The organism is Neobacillus sp. Fa239 (assembly GCF_055395235.1).
Genome location: NZ_AP041611.1, coordinates 3,199,206 through 3,222,966 on the forward strand (window position 1 = coordinate 3,199,206; position 23,761 = coordinate 3,222,966).

23 protein-coding genes are annotated in these 23,761 nt (G+C 40.1%); 5 read left to right on the forward strand and 18 right to left on the reverse strand.

Features of this window, described 5'->3' with window-relative positions; translation table 11 throughout:
• Positions 1-12 precede the first annotated feature (12 nt).
• On the reverse strand, positions 13-882 hold the full coding sequence (locus tag ACZ5XR_RS15515) for a proline iminopeptidase-family hydrolase (RefSeq protein WP_464497190.1): 870 nt from the start codon (positions 880-882) through the stop codon (positions 13-15).
• 116 nt (positions 883-998) lie between these two features.
• Between ACZ5XR_RS15515 and ACZ5XR_RS15520 the strand changes: the two genes are divergently transcribed.
• Positions 999-1,256 carry an HPr family phosphocarrier protein gene (locus ACZ5XR_RS15520; protein ID WP_464497192.1) on the forward strand — a complete coding sequence of 86 codons (258 nt, stop codon included), beginning with the start codon at positions 999-1,001 and terminating at the stop codon, positions 1,254-1,256.
• Positions 1,257-1,305: 49 nt separating this feature from the next.
• Here the strand turns inward: ACZ5XR_RS15520 and ACZ5XR_RS15525 are convergent, their stop codons facing one another.
• Positions 1,306-2,646: an MDR family MFS transporter gene (locus ACZ5XR_RS15525; protein ID WP_464497193.1), complete on the reverse strand. Its 1,341-nt coding sequence runs from the start codon at positions 2,644-2,646 to the stop codon at positions 1,306-1,308.
• 171 nt (positions 2,647-2,817) lie between these two features.
• On the opposite strand from ACZ5XR_RS15525, the gene ACZ5XR_RS15530 reads away from it, so the two are divergent.
• Complete coding sequence (locus ACZ5XR_RS15530; protein WP_464497194.1) at positions 2,818-3,681, forward strand: processed acidic surface protein; 864 nt, start codon at positions 2,818-2,820, stop codon at positions 3,679-3,681.
• 296 nt (positions 3,682-3,977) lie between these two features.
• Here ACZ5XR_RS15530 and ACZ5XR_RS15535 read toward each other — a convergent pair whose 3' ends face one another.
• From ACZ5XR_RS15535 to ACZ5XR_RS15575, 9 genes are all read right to left on the reverse strand, one after another.
• Entirely contained in the window at positions 3,978-4,955 is a 978-nt protein-coding gene (locus ACZ5XR_RS15535; RefSeq protein ID WP_464497195.1) for a transglutaminase domain-containing protein, read from the reverse strand.
• 209 nt (positions 4,956-5,164) lie between these two features.
• Positions 5,165-5,404, reverse strand: a complete 240-nt coding sequence (locus ACZ5XR_RS15540) for a Spo0E family sporulation regulatory protein-aspartic acid phosphatase (RefSeq protein ID WP_464497196.1) — start codon at positions 5,402-5,404, stop codon at positions 5,165-5,167.
• 229 nt (positions 5,405-5,633) lie between these two features.
• Positions 5,634-5,774, reverse strand: coding sequence for a YrzI family small protein (locus ACZ5XR_RS15545; RefSeq protein ID WP_464497197.1), 141 nt, complete (start codon positions 5,772-5,774; stop codon positions 5,634-5,636).
• Between the two features lie 219 nt (positions 5,775-5,993).
• Positions 5,994-6,446, reverse strand: coding sequence for a VOC family protein (locus ACZ5XR_RS15550; protein WP_464497198.1), 453 nt, complete (start codon positions 6,444-6,446; stop codon positions 5,994-5,996).
• A gap of 28 nt (positions 6,447-6,474) precedes the next feature.
• The gene (locus ACZ5XR_RS15555) at positions 6,475-6,996 is read right to left on the reverse strand and encodes an NADPH-dependent FMN reductase (RefSeq protein WP_464497199.1); all 522 of its coding nucleotides are present in this window, start codon (positions 6,994-6,996) and stop codon (positions 6,475-6,477) included.
• Positions 6,997-7,189: 193 nt separating this feature from the next.
• Positions 7,190-8,398 carry an MFS transporter gene (locus ACZ5XR_RS15560; RefSeq protein ID WP_464497200.1) on the reverse strand — a complete coding sequence of 403 codons (1,209 nt, stop codon included), beginning with the start codon at positions 8,396-8,398 and terminating at the stop codon, positions 7,190-7,192.
• A gap of 199 nt (positions 8,399-8,597) precedes the next feature.
• Positions 8,598-10,250, reverse strand: a complete 1,653-nt coding sequence (locus tag ACZ5XR_RS15565; protein ID WP_464497201.1) for an AAA family ATPase — start codon at positions 10,248-10,250, stop codon at positions 8,598-8,600.
• 232 nt (positions 10,251-10,482) lie between these two features.
• The gene (locus ACZ5XR_RS15570) at positions 10,483-10,764 is read right to left on the reverse strand and encodes a hypothetical protein (RefSeq protein ID WP_464497202.1); all 282 of its coding nucleotides are present in this window, start codon (positions 10,762-10,764) and stop codon (positions 10,483-10,485) included.
• Positions 10,765-11,264: 500 nt separating this feature from the next.
• On the reverse strand, positions 11,265-11,579 hold the full coding sequence (locus ACZ5XR_RS15575) for a hypothetical protein (RefSeq protein ID WP_464497203.1): 315 nt from the start codon (positions 11,577-11,579) through the stop codon (positions 11,265-11,267).
• A gap of 144 nt (positions 11,580-11,723) precedes the next feature.
• Here ACZ5XR_RS15575 and ACZ5XR_RS15580 point away from each other — a divergent pair, with 144 nt between their 5' ends.
• Positions 11,724-13,031: an ATP-binding protein gene (locus ACZ5XR_RS15580; protein WP_464497204.1), complete on the forward strand. Its 1,308-nt coding sequence runs from the start codon at positions 11,724-11,726 to the stop codon at positions 13,029-13,031.
• A gap of 39 nt (positions 13,032-13,070) precedes the next feature.
• Here ACZ5XR_RS15580 and ACZ5XR_RS15585 read toward each other — a convergent pair whose 3' ends face one another.
• The 3 genes from ACZ5XR_RS15585 to ACZ5XR_RS15595 all read right to left on the reverse strand — a co-directional run bounded on the left by ACZ5XR_RS15585 (position 13,071) and on the right by ACZ5XR_RS15595 (position 16,657).
• Entirely contained in the window at positions 13,071-13,586 is a 516-nt protein-coding gene (locus ACZ5XR_RS15585; RefSeq protein WP_464497205.1) for a hypothetical protein, read from the reverse strand.
• Positions 13,587-13,910: 324 nt separating this feature from the next.
• Positions 13,911-14,288: a hypothetical protein gene (locus tag ACZ5XR_RS15590; RefSeq protein ID WP_464497206.1), complete on the reverse strand. Its 378-nt coding sequence runs from the start codon at positions 14,286-14,288 to the stop codon at positions 13,911-13,913.
• 203 nt (positions 14,289-14,491) lie between these two features.
• Positions 14,492-16,657: a transglycosylase domain-containing protein gene (locus tag ACZ5XR_RS15595; protein ID WP_464497207.1), complete on the reverse strand. Its 2,166-nt coding sequence runs from the start codon at positions 16,655-16,657 to the stop codon at positions 14,492-14,494.
• A gap of 518 nt (positions 16,658-17,175) precedes the next feature.
• Here ACZ5XR_RS15595 and ACZ5XR_RS15600 point away from each other — a divergent pair.
• Both ACZ5XR_RS15600 and ACZ5XR_RS15605 read left to right on the forward strand, forming a co-directional pair.
• The gene (locus tag ACZ5XR_RS15600) at positions 17,176-18,018 is read left to right on the forward strand and encodes a COG4705 family protein (protein WP_464497208.1); all 843 of its coding nucleotides are present in this window, start codon (positions 17,176-17,178) and stop codon (positions 18,016-18,018) included.
• Positions 18,019-18,149: 131 nt separating this feature from the next.
• Positions 18,150-18,917, forward strand: a complete 768-nt coding sequence (locus tag ACZ5XR_RS15605; protein ID WP_464497209.1) for a class I SAM-dependent methyltransferase — start codon at positions 18,150-18,152, stop codon at positions 18,915-18,917.
• 74 nt (positions 18,918-18,991) lie between these two features.
• On the opposite strand, the gene ACZ5XR_RS15610 is transcribed toward ACZ5XR_RS15605, so the two are convergent.
• From ACZ5XR_RS15610 to ACZ5XR_RS15625, 4 genes are all read right to left on the reverse strand, one after another.
• Positions 18,992-20,506, reverse strand: coding sequence for a DHA2 family efflux MFS transporter permease subunit (locus ACZ5XR_RS15610; RefSeq protein WP_464497210.1), 1,515 nt, complete (start codon positions 20,504-20,506; stop codon positions 18,992-18,994).
• A 219-nt stretch (positions 20,507-20,725) separates the two neighbouring features.
• Positions 20,726-21,493, reverse strand: coding sequence for a TSUP family transporter (locus tag ACZ5XR_RS15615; RefSeq protein WP_464497211.1), 768 nt, complete (start codon positions 21,491-21,493; stop codon positions 20,726-20,728).
• Between the two features lie 130 nt (positions 21,494-21,623).
• Positions 21,624-22,850 (reverse strand): multidrug effflux MFS transporter, encoded by a 1,227-nt coding sequence (locus tag ACZ5XR_RS15620; RefSeq protein WP_464497213.1) that lies wholly within the window; start codon positions 22,848-22,850, stop codon positions 21,624-21,626.
• Positions 22,851-22,889: 39 nt separating this feature from the next.
• On the reverse strand, positions 22,890-23,633 hold the full coding sequence (locus tag ACZ5XR_RS15625; RefSeq protein WP_464497214.1) for a DUF2161 domain-containing phosphodiesterase: 744 nt from the start codon (positions 23,631-23,633) through the stop codon (positions 22,890-22,892).
• Positions 23,634-23,761 lie beyond the last annotated feature (128 nt).

Below are 23,761 nucleotides of genomic sequence, written 5' to 3' on the forward strand. Positions count from 1 at the left end.
GTGGATTTTTTTCTAATCGTTTGATTTTAAGAATTCTCCTACAACGCGTAAATACTCTTCCGGTTCCTCGACGTATGGCATATGAGCACTGTCTTCGAACACATGGAACGCTGAATTTGGAGTAAGACGGCTAAAGGATTCTGTTGATTCCGGTGTCGCCTCATCAAAACGGCCACAGGTGAAAAGAGTTGGTGCTGTGATCTCGTTTAATTGATCTGTGCAATCAAAATATTTTAGGTTGCCTTTTACCGAAAATTCAGAAGGGCCCCACATGATATTGTACACTTCTGGATTTCTAAATTTCTTCCCTTGTTTTAACCATTCAGGGTATGGATCGAGCCTGCAGACAAAATTTTTATTAAACTCCTTGATGGCTCCTTCAAACTCCTCGGAATCGGTTTTCCCCTCTTCTTCACATCTTTTGATCGTCTCCTGGATCTCTTCTGGCAGCTTTTGAAGATTGCGCTCCTGATCCTTTTCCCATAGTGGTGCACTGAGACATGGACTTGAAAAAATAATACTTTGGATTCCTTCCTGCTTTGTTAAGCAGTAGGCTGCCGCCAAGGTTGTCCCCCATGAATGACCAAGAATATGGACTTTCTCGAGGTGTAGTGCCTTTCTGACCTGGGCTAATTCCTCGACAAACCGGTCAAGCTGCCAAAGCGATTGATCCGTTGGTCTGTCGGATTTTCCACAGCCTAACTGATCGTAAAAGATAACCGGACGGTCCTCACCGAGCGCTTTTAGTCCTATTAACGAGTAAAAAGAAGACCCGGGTCCTCCGTGTAAAATAATGACCGGGGTCCCTTTTGCCTCTTTATGATACATTTCATACCAAACTCTTCCCCCGGTTACCTCAATGAATCCTTCTTCATGCATCATTTTTTCCCCCTTCTTAAGCTCTGATTTTTACAAATGTTTAACGAAAAATTGTTCATTTTTCACAAAGTAGATTCATACATAAAACAGTATATCAACAAACAGTAGGAGGTTTATGTATGATTCAGCAAACTGTCAGCCTAAATAAGAAAAACGGTATGTATGCACAAACCATTAACCAATTGGTCCAGGCCGCTTCCCGCTTCAATTCTGATCTATATCTCACCCACAAAGGAAGGAAAGTAAATTTAAAATCCGTTTTGGGTATCATGTCACTTGGCATTCCACGCCAAGCCGAGATTATAGTAGAAGCCTCCGGCCAAGATGAAAAAGAAGCTCTAGAACAAATAATCGAAACGCTGGCTGCCTTTAAATAGCTTCTTTTTTAAAAAACGGGGTGCAACTGGAAGCACCCCGTTTCATTACTTATTTTACTTCGGCTACGATGGTTTGTGAAGCTGTATCCTTTTGAATCAGAAAAGAAGATAGGAAAGCTACTATACTTCCAATGAAACCAAAAATAAACAAATGGTGAATTCCATCCATAAAATTCGCACCACCGGTTAATAATGCCCCCATAACGGTCACACCGATCGCGGTACCCATATTTCGGCAGAACATAAAGAATGAAGTGGAAATTCCTTTTTCATGGCCGCCAACGAGCTGCTGAACGCCAATTACACCCACAGTGGTGAGTAAACCGAAAGCCAATCCTTGGCCAATCATCACCAAAAAGACAAACCAAAAGCCGTGGCTCGGATTTAACAGCGTTAGGAAAAAGCCCGAGGCAAACAGCAGGGTATTTCCGATAATTAACAGATTCCGATATCCATATTTTAAGATCCATTTACCAGCCGGAACCGCTACGGCCATCCAGCCAATCGCTGTCCCAAGAAGGGCCACACCGCTCATAAATAACGAAAGTCCGGCAATGTTCTGAAGAAATAATGGAATAAAACTCGATGCCCCAAATAGAGCGACTGTTCCAATGAAGGCATTCAGATTAATGCTTGAAATCATTTTATGTTTAAACAAGGAGAGCGGTACAATCGGTGAAGTTTGTTTTTTCTCATAAAAATAAAAGAATACGAGGAAAATCAGTCCTATTAAAATATATAATACTCTGTTTTGCTTCACGATGGTGTCTAATAAAAGGAATGTGACTCCCACTGCAAAAAGCACCGCACCAATATAATCGATACTCGCTTTTTTAGGCTGATAATGTTCCTTATAAGGCAACAGCGTCAAAAATGCGACTAAGCAAACTGGCAGGTTCACAAAAAAGATCCATCTCCAAGTCGCGTACACTACAAAAAAGGATCCTAATAAAGGTGCAAGGACGGCTGAAAGCCCCCACATACCCGTAAATAATGCTTGAATCTTCCCCCTTTGTTCCACTGGAAACAAATCACCTGCAATAATGGCCGGAAAGGGCATCATAAATCCTGCGCCAATCCCCTGAATCGCTCGGAAGATGACTAATTGAATCATATTCCTTGAGAGCCCGCACAAAAGTGATCCCACAAGAAATAACAAAATACCAAATCCGAATACTCTTTTTCGGCCAAATAAATCAGATAAACGGCCGGCAATCGGAGAAAGAATGGTACTTGTAATCATATAGGACGCAAAGGCCCATGCGTACAGATCAAATCTCCCTAATTCCTTGGCGATGATGGGCATCGTTGTGTTCATAATCGTGGAATCAATCGATGCGACCAGCATGGCAAGAACAATACTAATCATAACTGAAGTTCTATTTTTCATTTATTTCCCCCCTCAAATCTCGAAGTCATATTTTACTCTATTTTAAAAAAAAGGAAAAGAAAAACACTTTACCAATTTATATATAAAAAAGGATTACATAAATATTCCCATTTCTTAAGATCTAGATTGTGGGCATGTTATAAAGAAATGATATTCTACGGAGGTTGATTTATGAGTAAAGCTATCTTTATTTTCATACTCTCTTTTCTGCTGTTATCCAATGGACCAAATACAATGGCAGCCCCTCCCGCGAATGAACTCGATCAATATTTAGCGAGCATTGGCTGGACAAAGCAGGAATTAATGAATTATTTAAATTATTACGAAATGCCGTTAGAGGGTTTCAATTCTGTTGAGGACTTAAAGAATGCATTAGGAACGCCAATTAATGCACAAAATTTACAGGCTTTATTAAAAAAATATAATCTGACGCAAGCAAACCTGAATGCCCTGTTAAGCGCATTTGGCGATTCCAAGAATAAATACAAGTTTATCGAGGATTTAGATAACACACTGGCCTTTGACACTAACCACGTTAACTATATGAAACAAATGAAAAGTGAGATGGCCAAAATCGGTATAACCGACCAAGAGGTTAAAAAGTTTTTCGGCTATTTGTCCCAAGTAGAAGAGTCAAACAAATCTCAGCTCGATCAGATGCAGTCCCTTGATTACCGAATCGAAAAATTCCTCGAAACGGCTGATCCTACGCAGCTGAGTGCGGAGCAATTAGATGAATTATCCCAAATTTTTAATCAAACCTTAAAGCTTTATCAAATTCAATTAAAGCTGCAGGCTAATAACAAGGATTTAACCATGAATGATTTATTAAAAATGAAGGCGCCTCCCGGAAATTTATATACGGCCATATACGGTACGGATGGTGAGCCGTTAATTGATTTTACGATTCCAGCTTCAGCCTTCGAAGGTGTTGTTGCCGGATGGGAAGAACTCCTTCACCTTGGCGAGCTGGCAAATGAATTTGTCGACTATCTTCATAGTGAAAAATATAATGATTTGAAACAGTTTAAATAAATTTATTTTGTTGGGGTGGGGAAACTTCGATTCGCAAATAAATGGGATGAATTCGCAAATTAATGGCTTTGATTCGCAAATAAATAAGCTTGCATCCGCAAAAAGGCTGCCCCAGATTCGTTGGGCGCAGCCTTTTTTAATTTATCAGCGAATTCTAGGATTTTATCAGCGAATTAACGAGTTTTATCGGTGAATTATTAGCTTTTATCAGCGAATTATCGCATTTTATCGGCGAATTGAAATTTCGTAAATAAAAGACACCATGTGAATTTCCACATAGTGCCTGTCACTTTTGTTTACCAATGATATTCGCCTTCTTTATGTTTGTCAGATTTGTAGAAGTAGTCTGGGTGATAACTGTGGACGAATTCCATTGTGTTGGCGTTGATAAAACCGGAACCATAAGTAGGGTCTTCGGTTTGCCACCTGCCGTTAAGCTTGATTTCATTCCAGGCATGATTTTCTCCGTAATCAACCTTTGCTTCAATCCCGACAGCACGATGGAGCGCAGCGTTCAAATCGGCATATCCTGAACATAATACAAGCCGGGTGTTGTAGGTTTGCAAGGCCGAATAGATCGGTGGTTGTTTGCTGTTTACTAAACTCACATTATAAGCCACATTTTTAGCTACCCAAGAAAAAATTGCTCGTGATTTTTCCGTTTGTGTGTGAAGCCCGTAGGTTATTTTTTGGGCAAGCGCTCTTAGGGTAGCATTATTGCTCTGCACCATAAAGCTCGGCTGTAAGTAAGGATCGCCATCGGTTAAATGATATTTAGCATAGCCTAATACCCTGTTTGGGTCATTCACTTTTCCTTTGTAATATTCATCCAGGTTAAGGACAACATCCCCAACCGTGTAGGTAAGCGGGAATGCATAATGGATAGTTCCGTTTGAAAATGGCACTTTGACCGTTGTTTTTTTATTTGCGCGCGGTTCCTCGATATATAAAATGACCCCTTCCGCATTATAATATTGACCATACTGGGTTGGTTTTCCAGTTACCACCAATTTGCCATCCTTGATCGTCACCCAATAGGTTTGAATCTTCGTTGGGGTATATTTTTTATTATACGTTGTCGGAATCGCAGCCGCCGCTTGTTGCTTCATCGTAATTTGCTCTCTATCAGACTTCTTGGTCGGAGAACCCGCTCGTTGTTCTAAAAGAAAATGATAGACATCATTTTTCAATTGCCCAATCGATGGAAGCATGCCTTGTTTAGATAAATAAAGGAAAGCGTATACCGTTAAGAAAAGCACAAGAATTTTCTTCAAAACCAGGCACCTCCTTGTTTTATTTAAACTATACAGAATAAATATGAAAATCTCATTAAATCATATTCGGTTAATCCTGGAATATTGTGTTATTACTATATACTTAGTTGATAGATTATTTTTATGGGGGGAGAATTCATTTAAAGAATAAAAAAATCGGACATGCCGCCAATGTCCGATCTATAACTGCCATTCGGCTCCAAGTGAAGCTAAGCACTAACCATATACTTATGGATTCGGTTTCTTATGTATCCAATAAATTTATAGCATAAATTTATATGATCTGCATGGACTGCTTTTGAAGGGAAGCGATGATAAGCATTCAACAGCTTGTCCAGTTCCTGGCTGCAAATGATCGTTTCTTCACATAACAAACCTTTTTCCAACCCTTTTTTAATCATTTCTTCTCTTTTCTTTCTAATCGCCTCAGCTAACTGATCTCGTTTCATATAAAAGCACCTCATAGAAAATATAATTATATGTTAATTCTGATGTACTTATGAAGTAAGTTTAACAACAAAATGAATTATAGCACGTTCCGAATCAAGGTAAATGGTTTCGATAAAACTATATAAAAAGAGACAAAAATCATTCATTTTCGACCGAAAATGAATAAAAGGCTGTCTCATAACAAAGATTCTGAAACCATTGTGTTTGCAAACAGCCTTATGATTTTCATTAAAATAAATGATGGATGGAAGCCTGCCGATCCTTGTAATTTTCATAAAGCTGGTTCACTCTCTCATTTTGTCTTGCTTCATCAAGATCCACCGTGCGTTTATGAATAGTAACGGTAAAGAAAAAAACATTTAAAGTCATCTTTCATTCCTCCTGTATCCTTTATTATCTACTTTTAGTATATAAAGTTTTTAAACAGCAGAAATCATGAAGATGGTGGATATTTCCTACATAAAAAGTCTATGGATTAATAGCTATTTTTCTAAGACTTAAGACCGAGGGTCAGACCCCCTAAGATAAAAAAACCAATCCTTTTTAAAAGATTGGTTTCTTGTAAGTATTATTTTTCAAGCGCTTTGCTTATACTTGCCTTTTCCATTCACTTAAATATAAAACTCCTAGTTCAGGTTTGGGTTCATCGTTCAGGATGGAGATATACTCAAGTGAATTGCCATCCGGATCCAAGAAATAATAGGCTGCAGCAGGCATCCATGCATGAACAACGGGATCGAGAGGTTCCAAGCCAAAGCTTTCTCTTAGTTCAATCCCTCTAGCCTGCAGGTATGCCGGTACGGTTAAGAGAACCTCGAGATCAACTTGGAAAGCAAAATGCTTTCGTGTAAATTTCTCTGGACTGACCTCCCATACTCCTAACATCTGCTCCTTATTTTCCGGGTCTCCCAACCAGAAAAAAGCCACTCTTCTTTCTTCAAGCTTATACGCAAGTTCCAGGTCAAGACTCTGGTAAAACTCAATAGCTTTCTCCAGGTTAACTGTATCCACATGGGTTTCATATAGTTTTGTATTTCTCATTTCTCCATCCCCTCCCAAAGGTAATGATTTAGATGGTTTGATAAAGCTTGGTAAATAAAGTGAGTTCTTTTATTAATGCATCTACTTGAAGTGCACTATCATCCTTTAAAGTGTTTTCATCATAATCAAAGCAGTGCGGATCGAGGACAAGCTGCTTTGGAATCGCATTCGCATAAAGTCCTCTTGCGACAATGCGCATATTATTTAAGGCATTAATACCGCCCTTGCCGCCACCTGCGATAGCTAGAAGTGCAACCGGTTTATGGGCAAATTGTTCGCTTCCCAAAAAATCCAATGCATTTTTTAAGGCACCGCTCATGCCGCTATGATATTCAGGCGAAGCCAAAATAATGGCATCTGCTTCTTTCACGGTGCTTTTTAATTGCTGGATTTGCGGTAATTCGGCCTGGTCAGGTTCGCCGTTATACAGGGGGATCGTTGCTTCTGCTAAATCAATGATCTCGGCATGATATTTTCTGGCGATAAAACGAGTGGCAATTCCTGTTCTTCCTTTTTTTCTTGGCGAACCATTTATGATGACTAATTTCATATTAATCTCTCCTTTTGTTTTCATATTTTTAGTATAGAGAAAATTCCAGACTTCTAAATCGGGAAGATGGAGGATATATAACCCCCTATTGGACTGAAAAAAGTAGGAAATTCCTAAGACTTTGGTTGTAGATTATTTTTCAATAAAAGAAAAGAGCTGTCCATTTTGACAGCCCGAAATCCACCTTATCATTTTATTTTCCTGCCATGATTCGACTTTTCACGGTAGTTTTCCGTTCGTGTGTATTCCAATAAGCAATGGCCGTGGCGACTAAGAGCAGGACACCCGTGATCGCAAAGACACTTTGTACCGGAAAAATTCCACCAATAAAGCCGCCGATAATCGGACCAATCATCCCGCCTAATTGGCTGGCGGTTTGGTTTAATCCAAATGCTCTGCCTCGGAAATCATCAGGGGTAGATTTCACGACAAGGCCATTTAAAGCTGGAAATACCGCACAGAAAAAGATACCAAAAATAAAGCGGATGATGGAAAAGCCCCATATATGAGTAAAAAGAATTTGCGCTAATGTTCCCAGTCCCCCGCCTAATAAGCCAATAAAGAGAACGCGGTGAAATCCAACTTTGTCTGCCCATTTTCCCCAGTAAGGAGCAAAAAGAGCACTGGCTATACCAGGAAGCGAGAATACGATCCCCGCCAGTAAGGAAGCTTTATCCGAAGCGCCGCCCAAATTGACAATATATAATGGAAGAACCGGTTCAATTGTCAAGATCGAGCAGGAAGTGACGACCGTTAAAACAAGGACAAGCATTAAATTCCGATTGGTCCAAGCGATTTGAAAATCATGTTTAACAGAGCCCCGCTCTTTACTCGGCTTGAAATTTTCCTCGGTTACCCAAAATATAATGAGAAGGGTTGAAATGAATACGATAATTCCGGCACTTCCGAATGCCCACCTGCTTCCGATCAACTGGGCAATGCCCCCACCCAAAAGCGGTCCGACAATTTGACCCGATGCAGATGCCGACGAGATCAGGGAAAGGGCATAACCGACCTTATTGCTTGGTGTATTCGTTCCAATCAAAGCGATCGCTCCTGGAACAAATCCACTTAATAAACCTTGCATGATTCGCAGCAATAATATCTGATACGGATTGGTCACAAAAGCCATTAAGGTGTAAATGACAAAGAGTGCAAATCCGGCCCGAATGATCATGGGCTTTCTCCCATATTTATCTGCTACACTCCCCCAGAAAGGCGCAGCGATTGCCCCTGCGAAAAACGCGGCACTAAATAATATACCTGACCACATTTCGGTATGCTGATGGACACCTATTTGCAGAAGAAAAATGGGCAAAAAAGGAATGACCATGGAAAAACTTGCCGCTGTAAAAAAGACCCCGATCCATAAAACCCATAAATTTCTTTTCCAGATTTCCACGCAGCTCTCTCCTAATCATCATTCGGTGTAATAAATTCCCAATGATTTTATTTGACAAAAACATCATATCATAAAATCAATTTATTTTCATTTCCGAAATATTAGGTATAAGAAATATTTTTGCCCCGAATGGAGTTTTGAAGCTTGCCAACGCACACGCAAAAAAAAGCATGGCGCTATTCACTGGCGCCATGCTTCTTTATTCAGCTAATTCGGGTTCCTCATCATTTTGCAGTTGATTATAGATCTGTTCAATTTCCTCTCCCGTTAGGTCGCCCCGTTTTAAGAGCTCGCCTGCAATTGCATGGACGAAATCAGAATGTTCCAGAACGAGTTCCTTTACCTTTGCCATTTCGGCATTCAGAAGGGTGTTGATTTTTGTCCTCAGTGCCCGTAGTCCGTCTGCACGAGAGCCGATCGCCAGCCAACTAAACAACTCATCCCCCATCCCAACAATGCCAAGATAAGCACCGGCCAGCTCTGTCGCCTGCCTCAGGTCAGACGTAACCCCGTTTAATTTCTTCCCGAGAAACTCTTCTTCCACGGCCCGGGCTGCCAAACAAACTTGAATTTCCGCCAAAATTTCACTGTCACTTCGGTTATAGCGCTCATGGGTCGGCTTTGTGGCAGCAAGGCCGAGTGCACCACCCCTGCGGATGATGGTCACCTTCCAAACCCGTTCATGAGGCTTTAACAGAAACTGGGCCACTGCATGGCCGGCCTCATGGTAAGCAACATTTCGCTTCTCGTCCTCGCTCATGGAGCGGAGCGGCTGTTTGAGGCCCCACTCATAGGTTTCCATGGCAGCACGGAAGTCCTCATAATTGGATTCTTGAGCTCCCCGCTGATGCGCAATGACCACAGACTCATTTACAATGTGTTTAATTTGTGCCGGACTATATCCAATTGTGTCCAGTGCTGCCCGCTCCGGTGTCAGCGAATCGTCCAGCTTGATTTTCCTAAGGTAATATTGAAAGACGTCAATCCTGCCATCATAGTCGGGTGAATCGACCCATAACTTTCGGTCGAAGCGGCCGGGCCGGAGCAATGCAGGGTCAAGTACGTCAGGCAGATTGGTTGCCCCGATTGTCAGCACTGCCGGGCGCTCAGCTTTCTTCTTCCGTAAACCGAGCGAGCGCAGCAGCTTGGTAAACCATTTGGTATCCATATTGGGAGGATCCATTTGCAGGAGCAATTCATTTAGGAGTCCGGAACCTCCGCCCATTCCAAACATTCCGCCCATGCCCCCCATGCCTCCACCTGCCTGGCGACTCATCCCGATGGCATCGATTTCATCAATAAAAATGATGCAGGCACCGTATATATTAGCTAGTTTCCGAGACTTGCGATAGATGCCCATTACCTTTAAGTTCCCAACGCCAAAGAACATGTTTTGAAAGCTGGGAGCGGAGGCATAGGCAAACGGCACTTGTGCTTCGTTTGCAATAACCTGTGCCAGGTAGGATTTCCCAGTACCCGGAGGGCCGCAAAGCAGTAAGCCGCGTATAGCCTCGCCCCCCATCTCCTTGAACTCTTTAACGCCCTTCAGCAAGGTGACAATCCGCTTAGCATTTTCGACAATCTCGGGGTTCCCTCGGTAATCGTCCCATGTAGACCCCGTTTCCCCCGGCAAGATCCAATAGGTTCTCCCCCTGGCAAGGAACCAGAACAGCGCAACAAATTGGATAATCATAAATAACATAGCGAAGAAAAGCTGCCATGCAATGTTAAAAATATATAACGTAATGTTCCAAGCTGTCGGTCCTCCTGTCAACAAAACCATTACAATAAAAAAGAGGACAACAAACCAGAGAAGAAATTTACGCCATTTGATCCACTGATATTTCTTCATGGCCTCACTTCCTTAAAAGGGATAAAAACGATAAATAGACAGCTCCAGGGGTAAAACCATTTGTGAAGATGTTTTAAAATAGAGGAAAGCAATGAGGATATCAACGATTAAAAGTGACGTTGAAACTGGTCTAGGATCGTGCAGGATATCAAATGACAAAATCGTCCTTGCACCAATCATATTCCTCGTTCTAAGAATTAGAACAACCGGCAATTATAAAAAAATAAAGTGTCTAAGCACTCCATTTGTTTTTAATGGCGACTAAATAATGCAAAATGACACCGATACTGCCGACATAGTAAAAGATTAATAATATCCAGCCTGTAGGATCAATCGACAGCATGTTGATAACAAACACTAATGGGTATACATAGAAAAGAACATCCTTCACAGCCGATACAATAATACTTGGAGAAAATGACTTCGTTACCACTGATTTAAAAAGACCAAAAACAAGATCAAGGATCAAAAGACCAAAGACTGCCCACAACAGATATAAAGTCCAAGCCAACATTTCGTTCACCTCCCTTTGTTTCTTATTTTATTTTATGCGTGTGAGCCTAAATTGCCCGTTCTTTTTATCAGAATTATCAAATTATTATCAAATATATTTCGCATAAAAAAACCGCTAATTCACATATAGTGTCAATTAACGGCATAATTACATGGCTCTTGAATGGTTTAGACTGTTTAGTTGTGGCAGTTTTTAAATCTCATGGACTGGGACAGGCTTACCAATGTAATACCCTTGGATGAGGTTGCAGCCTGAATCTTTAAGGAAATTCATTTGTTCACTGATTTCGACACCTTAGGTTAAATATAAATATCCTTTCCTTCTATTAAATAAGCTCTGGATAATCTATTCAGGATTTTTTCAGCCATTTGAACTGTTGGTATATAGTAACACGAGAAATGAAAAATAATTGGGCGAATAGGAAAAGTTACGATATTTTTCGATTTTTCATTTTTACAAACAAGAAAGAACCGGGTAATGACCCAGTCCTTAGATTTTGTTTAAAACTCTCCGTCAAATGGCGTAAATGGTATGTGTAATTGCCTTTCCACTGCACGAAGCCGCTGATTGACACGTTGAAGCCGGCGTTGAAGCTGAAGAATTTCTCTTTCCTGCCGGTCATTTTGCCGCTCCAGCTGGTTCACTCTACGTTCAAGCTGCTGCCATTGGGGAAGCTGCAGCAACTGTGTTAACTGCCTGTTGGGGTCGTATTGTGCATGCTGAACATATGGAGTAAAGTCGTATTGAACTTCCTGGACATATGGAGTGTAATCGTATTGAACTTGCGGAATTTGATAATTTCCATAAGGATACATCTGGGCATCTCTCCTTTTTGGGTGAATACCCTATAGATTATGAAGTCATTTTCGCTCTGAAACGGCAAATGCCTAGAGATACTGGGTTGGTTTTCCATAATCTTGTTAATACTTATGTTATCAAAATGCAAATGGGTGGAAAGATTGAAAAATACGATAAACAAAATAAGAAGTCTGTTGCCGAACCCTTTTTACACGATAGCAATCTCAGCCTTCTTGATGCCTTTGTTATTCCAATACAACAAAATACCGGGAATTACTTATTTTGAATTAAATATCATTGAACTCTTCGTAAATGGAATCATCTTTTTTTTATTGATTTACTTTATTAGAAAATTAGCGCAAAGCAATGAAACATTAAAGAAAAGCCAGGAGGATACGAATGCCCTTCTCTCCTTATTTCCGGAACCGGTTTATATTCATGATGATAAAGAATGCCTTTATGCCAATAAGGAAGGCTTCAGACTGCTCGGTGCAGAAAAAGAATCAGATTTAATCGGAAAACATCCTTTAACATACATCCATAAGAATTATCACGACTATGTAATAAATAGAATGGAAACGGTTATGAGTAATAATGAAATTTCCCGGAACAATGAATTCAAAATGTTTCGGCTGGATGGAGAATTAATGGATATTGAATGTTCCGCGGTTGCCTTCACCTATAATAATCGTCCCGCATTAATCACGGTCATCAATGATGTCACAACCAAAAAACGAGCTACCGAAGAAATTATTCAAAAATCGGATAAGCTTCATTTAGTAGGCCAAATGGCCGCAGGAATCGCCCATGAAATTAGAAATCCGCTTACATCCATTAAGGGATTTTTACAATTAATGCGCGGACAAAACGAGAAGACAAATGAATATGTGGAAATTATGATGATGGAAATCGAACGGATTAACTTTATCGTGAATGAGTTTTTAGTATTGGCCAAACCGCAGGCCATTGTGTTTGAGGAAAAAAACCTCCTCTCGTTAGTCCAAAATGTATTAAAGCTCTTTCATACACAATCGGTAATGTATAATGTTGAAATAAAGCTGGATTTCGATCTATTTATTCCCCGTCTCAACTGTGATGAGAACCAACTAAAACAAGTATTTATTAATATTATTAAAAATGCAGTAGAATCCATGCCAAACGGAGGACTTTTATATATTCAAATTAAGAAACAAACAGAAACCAACTCCGTTGTCATCAGGTTTAAGGACCAAGGCTGCGGGATTCCAAAAGAACGCCTTAAAACTCTTGGTGAACCATTTTATACAACAAAAGAAAAAGGAACGGGTCTGGGACTGATGGTCTGCTATAAAATAATTGAAAACCATTTGGGGCAAATAAGCTTTGAAAGTGAAATGGGAATGGGAACGACCGTTGAAATTACGTTACCACTGCCAACAAAAGAGTTAGTTAAGGATCATCAACACGAAAAAAATACAAATACTGGATAAAGCAATAACAGGAAGAGCCGTCTTCTTGTTTTTTGTGTTTTAGGATTTAGCCTTTGTTTTGATTGCCGTTTCGACCTGATGGCCAATAATCCCGCATAGAATACCAAGAATTAACCCTGAAAAAACAGGACTTTCTAAAAATCGGAGAATGGATTGCTTAAATTGAAAGTGAAAGTAGATGCCCATATTCATCCCAAAAGTTACGCCAAAAAGGGCTCCGATTAGCTTACACTCCCTATAGGTTTTCCCTTCTAAATTGGAATTGATCGTGAGTGCCCGATTATAGGCCTGCCACATGGAAAAGCACCATATGGAGGGATAATAAATTCCCCATTGGTAATTAAGAAGATCGTGCGCTTTTTGAAATTCCCCATGAAAGGACTCCATGATGGCAAAATTTAAGCAGGCAAAATTATTAATGATGAATTCCAGGATGATAAATAGAGTCCCCAAAATATATTGTTTATTATAAATTTGTCCGAAACCAGGAAATGTCATGGACCATAAAAGGGCTGGAAGCGGAGCTTTATATTCCGGATTAGTTAAACGTATCATTTCAAAAACCTTCTTACTTAATTCCTATGATCTGATAAACCATCGTCACAGCTATTTTTCGTACAATCATAAGTATTACTAATCATTTCCTAATCATGTGGATGGATGCTAAAAACTTATCGACGTCTATCGACAAATGGAAAGATCATTTACTTTCATATTCAATATTGGGAATAAAATTCCTTGTAAATTAACTATTATGTTCCGATTGGGAAAGGTGACCTCTGCAAATTTTGTCGAAAAAATTAATTTTTACCTGATATTTTGAGCACCAGAAATATCATAAAGGACTCTCGTTTGACAGCCCTTTAGATGGATCTTTTTTCAAATTTTATCAGTGGCAATACTGCAAGTCCCATTCAAGACCGCCGTACATAATGAGCCAAATTCAAATTCCAGGTTTCCGCACTCCACATATACACTGCCCACAGCAGGAACACAGGAACCCGTTCTTGAGAATTTTACAGTCCCGATATTCCCCGGATTGATTGGCGAATCAAAAGGAAATAGTTGTTCATCAATAGCAAGGTAATAAATTAGGCAATTTGAATCCAGGAAGTTCGTTACGGTGTAGGTTAACGTAGTCAATCCCCCGCCAGACATACTTTCTGTGGTAAGTTGAAAATGCATCCTACTTCTTGATCCCCCATTTACACTTGTCACAATATCAATTACTTCTGAATGATAAAACCCATTAGTCAAATAAAACCACCGTCTTTCTCTCCATATATTTTTAATAAATGAAAATTGCAGAAGATGGTAACGGCAAATAACTAGGACAAGGATATTAATAATATTTTAATGGAATAATGTTTATTAAAAACCGTTAATTTGAGCATATAATAAAAAAAACAGACTAGGTAGTTTATATATCCCTAGTCTGTTTTTCATTTTACGAACCCATATTAGCCATGTTTATGCTTCCCAGGGCCTTTAGGCTTATTATCGCCTTTTGGTTTTTGATCCTTATTTGGTTTTTGATCTTTATTTGGTTTTTGATCTTTATTTGGTTTTTGATCTTTATTTGGTTTTTGTTCGACCGGTTTTGGAATAACCGGGACCTCGGCTGCACCTCTAATATAAAGCTCCTTATTCACCTCGTACACATCGCTAGGCTGCTGGAACCTTGAGGTATCTGTTCCAAACTTCTGCATCATCGCTTTAAAAATATACTTGGATATAGCAGTCGTTTCTCCCTCCATATAGTTCCCAGGACCATTGTTTGGATAACCAGTCCAAACCGCCATCGTGTATTGCGGCGTATAACCGGCAAACCAGCTATCATTGACGGCATCGGATGGAAATCCATATCGTGCTGCTGTTTGTTCGTCAAAATTGGTGGTTCCCGTTTTTCCAGCGATATCTAACCAAGGGATATTCGCTGGCGTCCCTGTTCCTTCGTGTACGACGGTCCGCAGCATATCGGTAATCATATAAGCAGTGTAATCATGCATTACCTGTTTTGGTTTCGGCTTAAAGCTTACGACTTTGCCATTAGGGTAGACCACTTTTTGAACAAAGTGAGGTGCATTGTAAACACCATTATTGGCAAATGCGCTGTAAGCCCCCGCCATTTCTACTGGATTGACTGGATTACTTCCAATTGCGGTAGATTCATACACTTGATTATGATCAAACGAAATTCCAAGTTGATTGGCAAAACTTTTTGCATTGTCCATTCCCACTTCTTTTAGTGTAAGAAGGGCCGGGATATTATAAGACCATTCTAGTGCTTTTCGAATCGACAACATCCCATGGTACTGGTGATCCCAGTTATAAAGGGATTGACCCGTTGAGTACGTAGTTGCCTGATCATTCAATTGGTGATTGGTAGACCATTGTAAATTTTCAATAGCAGGACCATAATCAAAAATCGGCTTAAAGGTTGAGCCTGGCTGACGCCTTAAATCAACCGCAAAATTGTTTCCGCGGAAGGTGGCTTGATAGTCATTTCGACCGCTTCCGATGGCCCGTACTTCACCTGTCTTCGAATCTAAAAAGACGAATGCCCCTTGGAATCTGGCGTTTGGATAGTTAATCAACTGATTCGTGTTCATGATTTTATCTGCATAATCTTGTTCTGTTGGATCGAGGTTTGTATAAATCGATAATCCATCCGTCCCAATATCGACGCCCTTTAGTTTACCTTCCACTTCTTTCACTGCTGCATCAAGATAGGCCTCATATGGCATACCTTGATTTGTTCTCTTAATAAGTCCCTTCGTTACCGGAACCTTCTTCGCGTCCTGCATTTGCTGCTTCGTTATATACCCCTGTTTATTCATAGAGGATAAAACAAGATTTCGGCGCGCTGTTGCCGCTTGTAAGTTTCCTGGTTTGGTCGGATCATAATTATTTGGACTTTGCGGCAGCCCTGCGATCATCGCAGCCTCTGGCAGGGTTAATTGATTTAAATGATTGGCATCAAGTCCATAGTAGTTCTCCGCTGCAGCGGCTACACCGTAAGAGCGGTTTCCAAGATAAATCCTGTTGAAATACATCATTAAGATATCGTGCTTGGAATATTTTTGTTCCAATTTATAAGCCAGATACCATTCCTGAAATTTACGCGTTAATGTTTTCTGCGGTGTTAAAAAAGAGTTTTTAATAACCTGCTGGGTAATCGTACTTCCTCCCTGGGAGCCGAAATTACCAGTAATATTCTCGAAAATCGCTTTAGCCGTGCGTTTGATGTCAATCCCATGATGTTCATAGAAATGGGCATCCTCTGTTGCAATAAAGGCATGCTCCAACACTTTCGGCACTTGGGCATAGGTAATTTTCGTGCGCTTTTCCTTCCCGTACTCATAGAGAAAATGGCCGTTTCGATCATAAAATTTAGTAGAAAGCGGGACTACTAGTTTCGAAGCATCTAATGTAGGTGCATCTTTGATCATTGAAGCAAATGTTACGGCGCCTGCTCCGATGAAAACGACAAAAAGCACCAAACAGGCAAGCAATACCTTTTTCAAAAGAGACCCTCTTTTGAATGGCTTCTTATTTTTTGAGTCATTCTGTTTTTCTTTTTCCGCTTGTTTTCGTTCCTGACGATAGCGATACGTTTCTTCCATTGATATTCTCCTCCATTGTTGAATTACATTGTTGATCATGTAGAGGTTACTTACAATTGAAGTCCTATATGCGTTTTTTGGAACTTCATGAAAGTTTTGAGCGTAATTCTTATTTAAGGTACTAATTATAATGGATGTGTTTAACATCGTACAACTATATTAATTCGCCTCCATTCAAATATATTTGGGTGTACCGTCAAAAATTATTAGTTTAATAGGCGGCAAATCAAGAACTTTAACAATGATAGTTCTTAAAAAAATGGTGGTAATTCCCTGTCAGCCGCCTTTTAAAAGTCATGTGCTACCGCCAACTGTCGGATGGCCTTTTCCAACTGTCGGATAGCCCTTCTCAACTGGCGGATAAGCTCCTCCTATTGTCGGATAGCCTTTCCAACTTGCGCAAAGGACGTTAAATTAATAATGACTTTATAAAATTTTAATATCTTCTTTATTTAAAATTAAAAAGGTTTATGTATAGTAGAACACGTGGATTTTTAAGGATAAAGGAGATTATTAAATTGAAAAATACTCTATCAATAAAAAAGAAGGGTTCCATTTTGGACTCTAAGGGGAATATGAAAAAAATTCTTACCAAGGTTCCGGAAATTACGATTTACTTCTGGATTACCAAAGTGCTGACCACCGGAATGGGTGAAGTGTTCTCGGATTATCTTGTTAACCATATAGATCCAATTATAGCGGTCGCTCTCGCGGTCATTGGTTTGGCCGCTTCGATTTTTTTACAATTCAAAGTGCGCAAGTATATTGCATCGATTTATTGGTTCGTTGTCGTCATGGTCAGTGTATTCGGCACCATGGCTGCTGATGTGGTTCATGTTATATTGGGCATCCCGTATATTGTGTCCACCACCTTTTTCGCAGTTGCCTTGGGCCTTATCTTCATCATCTGGTACAGGGTTGAAAATACGCTTTCCATACACAGTGTATTTACCGTTCAGAGAGAGGTATTTTACTGGATCACTGTACTATGTACGTTCGCACTGGGTACCGCTGCAGGAGATATGACAGCTTCCACCCTTCATATGGGGTACTTCTCATCGGGAGTACTATTTACAGTCTTTCTAATCATCCCGGCGATAGGCTATTGGCTGTTCCGATTTAACGAGATTTTTGCCTTCTGGTTCGCTTACATTATGACACGCCCGGTAGGAGCCTCCTTTTCGGACTGGATATCAGCGTCACATGCTCGTGGCGGCCTTGGATTCGGTGAAGGACTAGTTAGCCTTATCTTAACCATTATCATCGTCATTTTTGTAGGATACCTGACAATCTCTCGTAAAGATGTGAAAGATGAGCCTGTGGAACCAGTATCCACACTTGCCATTTCTGGTGAAAAGTAACTTCATAGTAATAATAAAAAGAGCTTGGGTAACCAGGCTCTTTTTATCATGGACTTTCTCCTAAGCCCCTACTATACTATTAAATTAATAAATAATATTAACAGACATCCAATTCAAAAGGAGTGATTAAAATGGAAGGGACAAAAGACAATTGGAATGCAAGTCTTTATGATGTAAAACATTCATTCGTTTCAATGTATGGGAATAATTTAGTTGACTTATTAGCTCCAGTCAAAGGGGAAAAAATTCTCGACCTTGGTTGTGGCACGGGTGATTTAGCTAAGAAATTATCTGATTTTGGAGTAGAGGTTGTAGGGGTAGACAAATCTGAAAATATGGCTGCACAGGCAAAAAGTAAATATCCCTCTATTAAGTTTATCGTTGGAGATGCGACAGAATTGTCCTATACGAGCGAATTTGATGCCGTTTTCTCGAACGCGACTCTCCATTGGGTCAAAACGCCAAATCAAGCTCTAAATTGTATTTACAAAAGTTTAAAACATGGCGGAAGATTTGTAGCTGAATTTGGCGGGAAAGGAAACGTTCAAACCATTACAGATGAAATCATCAAACAAATAACTGTAGCAGGATTAGACTTTAAAAACGAACAATTCCCATGGTTCTATCCAAGTATAGCTGAATATTCATCGTTAATGGAAGAAACCGGATTTAGAGTAACCTTTGCTCAGCACTTTGATAGACCAACAAACTTAAATGGAGCTCGTGGATTAAGAAACTGGATCGATATGTTCTGCAATGACCTATTCAAAGATATACCAACAGATAGTAAAGATAGCATCATCACAAAAGTAGAACACAACCTAAAAACAAGCCACTATAAAAACAATAATTGGATTGCAGACTACAAAAGAATTCGTGTTATCGGCATAAAAGAATAACGGGGGTCATCCCCCCGTTATGTTAAAGCTTTAAATCACTGGGGGTCAGTCCCCCGCTACGTTAAAGCTTTAAATCACTGGGGGTCTGACCCCAGTACTCTTATTTTCCTTTTATTTGGTACTTTTTCTGTTTCTGTTTTTCCTGGTATACGTGAGCGGATAAAGAAGGATAGGATAAAGGCTGCTATGGTTAGGTAGGTGGCGACCATGAATGCGTCGTTGATTCCCATTACGGTTCCTTGTTTTATGACCATTGCCATCTGTATCTTATCAGTTGTATCAACATGTGTTTGTCTCACGAGGGTTTTGACATGGCTCACTCCATTATTGGTCATAATCGAGACGAAAAAGGCCATTCCTACTGCGCCCGCAACCATTCTAAACGTGTTGACCATCGCCGTACCGTACTTATTTAAGCTTAGTCCCAAATCGTTAAGACCGGCTGTAAAGATCGGCATCATCAGAATAGACATTCCGAACATCCTCACCGTATAAACCCACAAAACATAGGAAAAAGGTGTAGACGTTTCAAGTCTTGTTAGGGCGTAGGTGGTTAGAATCGTGATTGCCAACCCGATAATTGCTAACCATTTTGCACCATATTTATCAAATAGCTTTCCCGTGATCGGCGACATAATTCCCATCACGACCCCGCCAGGTAAGAGCATAAACCCTGCTTCAAGCGGGCTGAAGCCATGAATATTCTGCATATAAATCGGCATTAAGATCATTCCAGAGAACATGGCCATCGTAACAATGACGTTAATGATCGTGGTTAACGTAAACATTTTATATTTAAAAATCCTAAATTCTAAAATAGGATGGCTAACGGTTAGCTGACGCCAAACAAATAGAACCAAACTCAAGCCTCCAACCACGAACAAAGTAACAACCTCAAGGTTACCCCAACCCTTTGTTCCGGCTGTTGAAAAGGCATAAAGAATACCGCCAAATCCGATTGTTGATAAAATAACCCCAGGTACATCCAGCTTTGGACGGCTTGTTTCTGAAACATTTTTCACAAAATAAATGGCGAGAAAAAAGTCAATGAGAGCAAACGGAGCAATAATATAAAACATGACATGCCAGGAATACGTTTCAATCACCCATCCGGCCCAAGTCGGCCCGATTGCTGGAGCAAAGTTCATCGCTACACCAAAGATGCCCATAGCAAATCCGCGGCGCTCCATTGGAAAAATGGTAAAAATAACATTCGTAATTAATGGAAAAAGAATTCCAGCCCCGATTGCCTGTACCACCCGACCGACTAGGATCACTTGGAAAGTTGGTGCAACCGCACATACCATAGTTCCAATCGCAAAAGTCCCCATAGAGAATAAAAATAATTGCCTAGTGGTATATCGCTGCATTAAAAAGGCAGTCACCGGGATGACAATCCCGTTTGTTAACAAGAAAATGGTACTTAACCAGTTGGCCGTTGCAGCTGAAATTTGGAAGGATTCCATAATTTGCGGCAATGCCACATTAATGACCGTCTGATTTAAAAAGGCTACAAACGCCCCGATAAGCAAAACGGTAAAAATCGGTGTGGTTCGAAGTGGTTCATTTGCTGCATTTGTCGTGTCCAAGTAAAAATTCCCCCTAAAAAATATGTATATTCTTTTTGTGATGGCTTTGAAATGATGACAACTATTTTAGTATGTGAAGAAATAGGAACAATGAAACATGAAATTTCCAATGTTTATTATATATTGAAACAATGGTGTGCTGTCAAACTACTTGCTTACTACAAGTAAATGCCACACTTAGAAAAAAATAAGCTGCCAAATTTGGCAGCTGGGTATGATTTAATGAAAATAATCAAAAGTATTTTTTGCTAACAATAAAAAAGTAACCGTTATAAACAGAACACGGACATAGCCGCTGCCTTGTTTAATGGCAAATTTTGAGCCGCAAATGGATCCCGCCACTTGAGCCAGCCCCATCGGAATTCCATAGGCGTAATGGACTTGTCCTAAATAAATGAACATGATTAGTGCCGCAATATTACTTCCAAAATTTAAAAACTTCGCATTCCCGGCGGCCTTTAAAAAATCAAAGCCTATCATTAAAAAGGAAAAGATTAAAAAGGATCCAGTTCCAGGACCGATGAAACCATCATAAAATCCAATGGCAAAGATTAGTATCATAAAAATAAACAGATGGCGGAATGACAATTTTTTATAGGAAGAATGACTGCCCCAATTTTTTTTGAAAATCGTATAAATCGCAACCGCAGCAAGCATGATAAGCATCAATGGCTTCAGCAATTCAGGATTCATTAAATGGACAGTATAGGCACCCAGCATCGAACCAATAAACGTAAGGGGAAATAACTTATAAACAGATTTTAAATCCAATTCTCCTGAACGATAAAACATAATCGTACTCGTTAAAGAGCCGATGGATCCTGCCAATTTATTGGTTGCTACCGCAGCGGCTGGAGGCAGTCCTGTAAATAACAAGGCCGGCAAGGAAATCAGCCCACCCCCGCCGACAACAGAATCGATAAATGCGGCTAAAAAGCCAAAGACAATTAAAATAAGCAAGACTGACGGGTCTAGATGAGATAGCATATGACCAACCTTTCTATTCTGAACAACAAAAACTATGATACTATTCTATCTCTTCTATATATAAAGAACAATCCAAGTTTCAAAAGAAATATGAAAGGCCATCCAATATTGGAATGGCCTTTCCCTTGATTTAACTGTCAAGCTTTGTCTGTTTCCTCGGAACCAGTATTAAAAATGATAATACGGCTCCACACCCTGCGCAAACAATCACAATTCCCATTGGGATGGCGGTGTGTCCCCCGCCTATTCCAACGAGAGGCGCCACAATACCACCTAAAGCTAATGAAAGGACTCCTAACAAAGCAGAAGCGCTTCCGGCATTCTTTCCCTGTGTTTGCATGGCAAGAGAAAATCCTGCCGTACTTACCATTCCCACACTAGATACAACAAAAAATAATGGGATTAAGATGAATATTAATTTTGCCTGCATCAGTAATAGGAGCAATAAAAGGATTCCCCCTATCGAGGATGAACCCAAACCAAAAGCAAGCAATTTTGACTCATGGACCCTTCCTGCCAGTCTCCCTGCTGTTTGACTATTAATCATGATGCCAAATGCATTGACGGCAAAAATAAGACTGAACATTTGCGGGGAAGCTCCATAAAGTGTTTGGATCACAAATGGAGAACCCGAGATATAGGCAAACATGGCCGCAAACACCAATCCCTGTGCCAATGCATACCCGATAAAGCTACGATCCGTTAATAGCTTAAGAAAGATGGTTAATGTATTTTTAATGCCGCCAGTCCGACGTTTTTCTTCATCAAGTGTTTCGGGCAATCCAAAAAGAACAACAAAAAACATGACAAAACCAATCGCACTTAACACAACAAACACCCCCTGCCAAGGAACCAGTTTAAGCAGCTGGGCACCCACGACAGGCGCAAGAATTGGGGCAAGCCCATTGACCAAGGCAAGCAGGGCAAAAAACTTAGTGAGTTCCGTACCTGAATATAAATCACGCACAATTGCCCTTGAAATGACGATACCAGCAGAACCGGCAAATCCTTGAATAAAACGCAGGAGTATTAACGCCCATATAGAAGGGCTAAATACACACAAAATCGACACGATCAAATACATAATTAAGCCAAACAACAGCGGTTTTCGGCGCCCATTCACATCACTAATGGGACCAGCAATCAGCTGTCCAATGGCTAAACCAAAGATAAAAAAAGTTAAGCTAAGTTCCACAAAAGATGGACTTGTATGAAAGTCACTTGCAATATTAGGAAGTGCAGGTAAATACATATCAATGGACAATGGACCAAATGCTGCAAGCGAACCAAGAATAATGGCCATCCGTAACCTTTTGGATCGTGAAATCACCAAACCATTTTGTAAAGAATCTCCCATGTCTAACCACCTTTTTTTCGCTAGTTTCGTAGATACAGTTTAAAAATGTTTCAGCTCGAATTCTTTTGACTTTATTGTCTTTAAATAATAATCCATTAACTCAGGATATTCCTTTACTTCCTGTTCCCCCTTCTCACTGATTGCATAGGTTCCTCGTTTAATTTTTTCAAACCAGCCATTAAAGTTTTTCGTTAAGATCGAGGAGGTTTTATTGCCAGTTCCCATTTCTTTAAGAGCCTTCGGTGATAACGGACCAAAATTCTTAAGATAACAGGCAACCTGAATACTGTTTTCTTTATAGGCCGTCATAATTTTTGTGCGGTTACTGCCTCCTATATTATAGTCCGCACTGCGACCGGATATTTCTTTTAAGATGGCTTCCCTCTTGTGCTTGCTTCGTCCTGTGCTTTGATTACGTTTAAAGGGAGATGGATGAATGAGGATTTCAGCTTTTAAACCTTTCCCTGAGGTCGAGACAACAATGAGACCTAATTCCAGCCGGCGAAGTAAGTGGCATTTATCCCCCCAACGCTTCGAATTTAATCGGTGTTTTGGTCTCGGGATCGCCACATAAACTTTGTTCGTCAACCGCTGCCGTTTAGCAGCCTGAATTAAAAGGTCCACACTTAATGTGAGTTTTAATTCAACTACGATTAACTCATCCTCTTTCACGGCTACCATATCGCAGTCTTTGACTTCACCATAAACCTCGTAGCCTTCACGGGAAAAAAATCTTTGAATCGGTTTATATAAATCTTTCTCCTGCAGCTTTTTGATTTCCATCTTTCATATCACCTTCCTCATATACGAAAACCAAAGGGAGTGTCGTACAAAAAATAAACATTATTGATATATTACCAGATGATTAAATTGCAAGAAAGCATCCTTACTCCATATCCTAAGGTAAAATA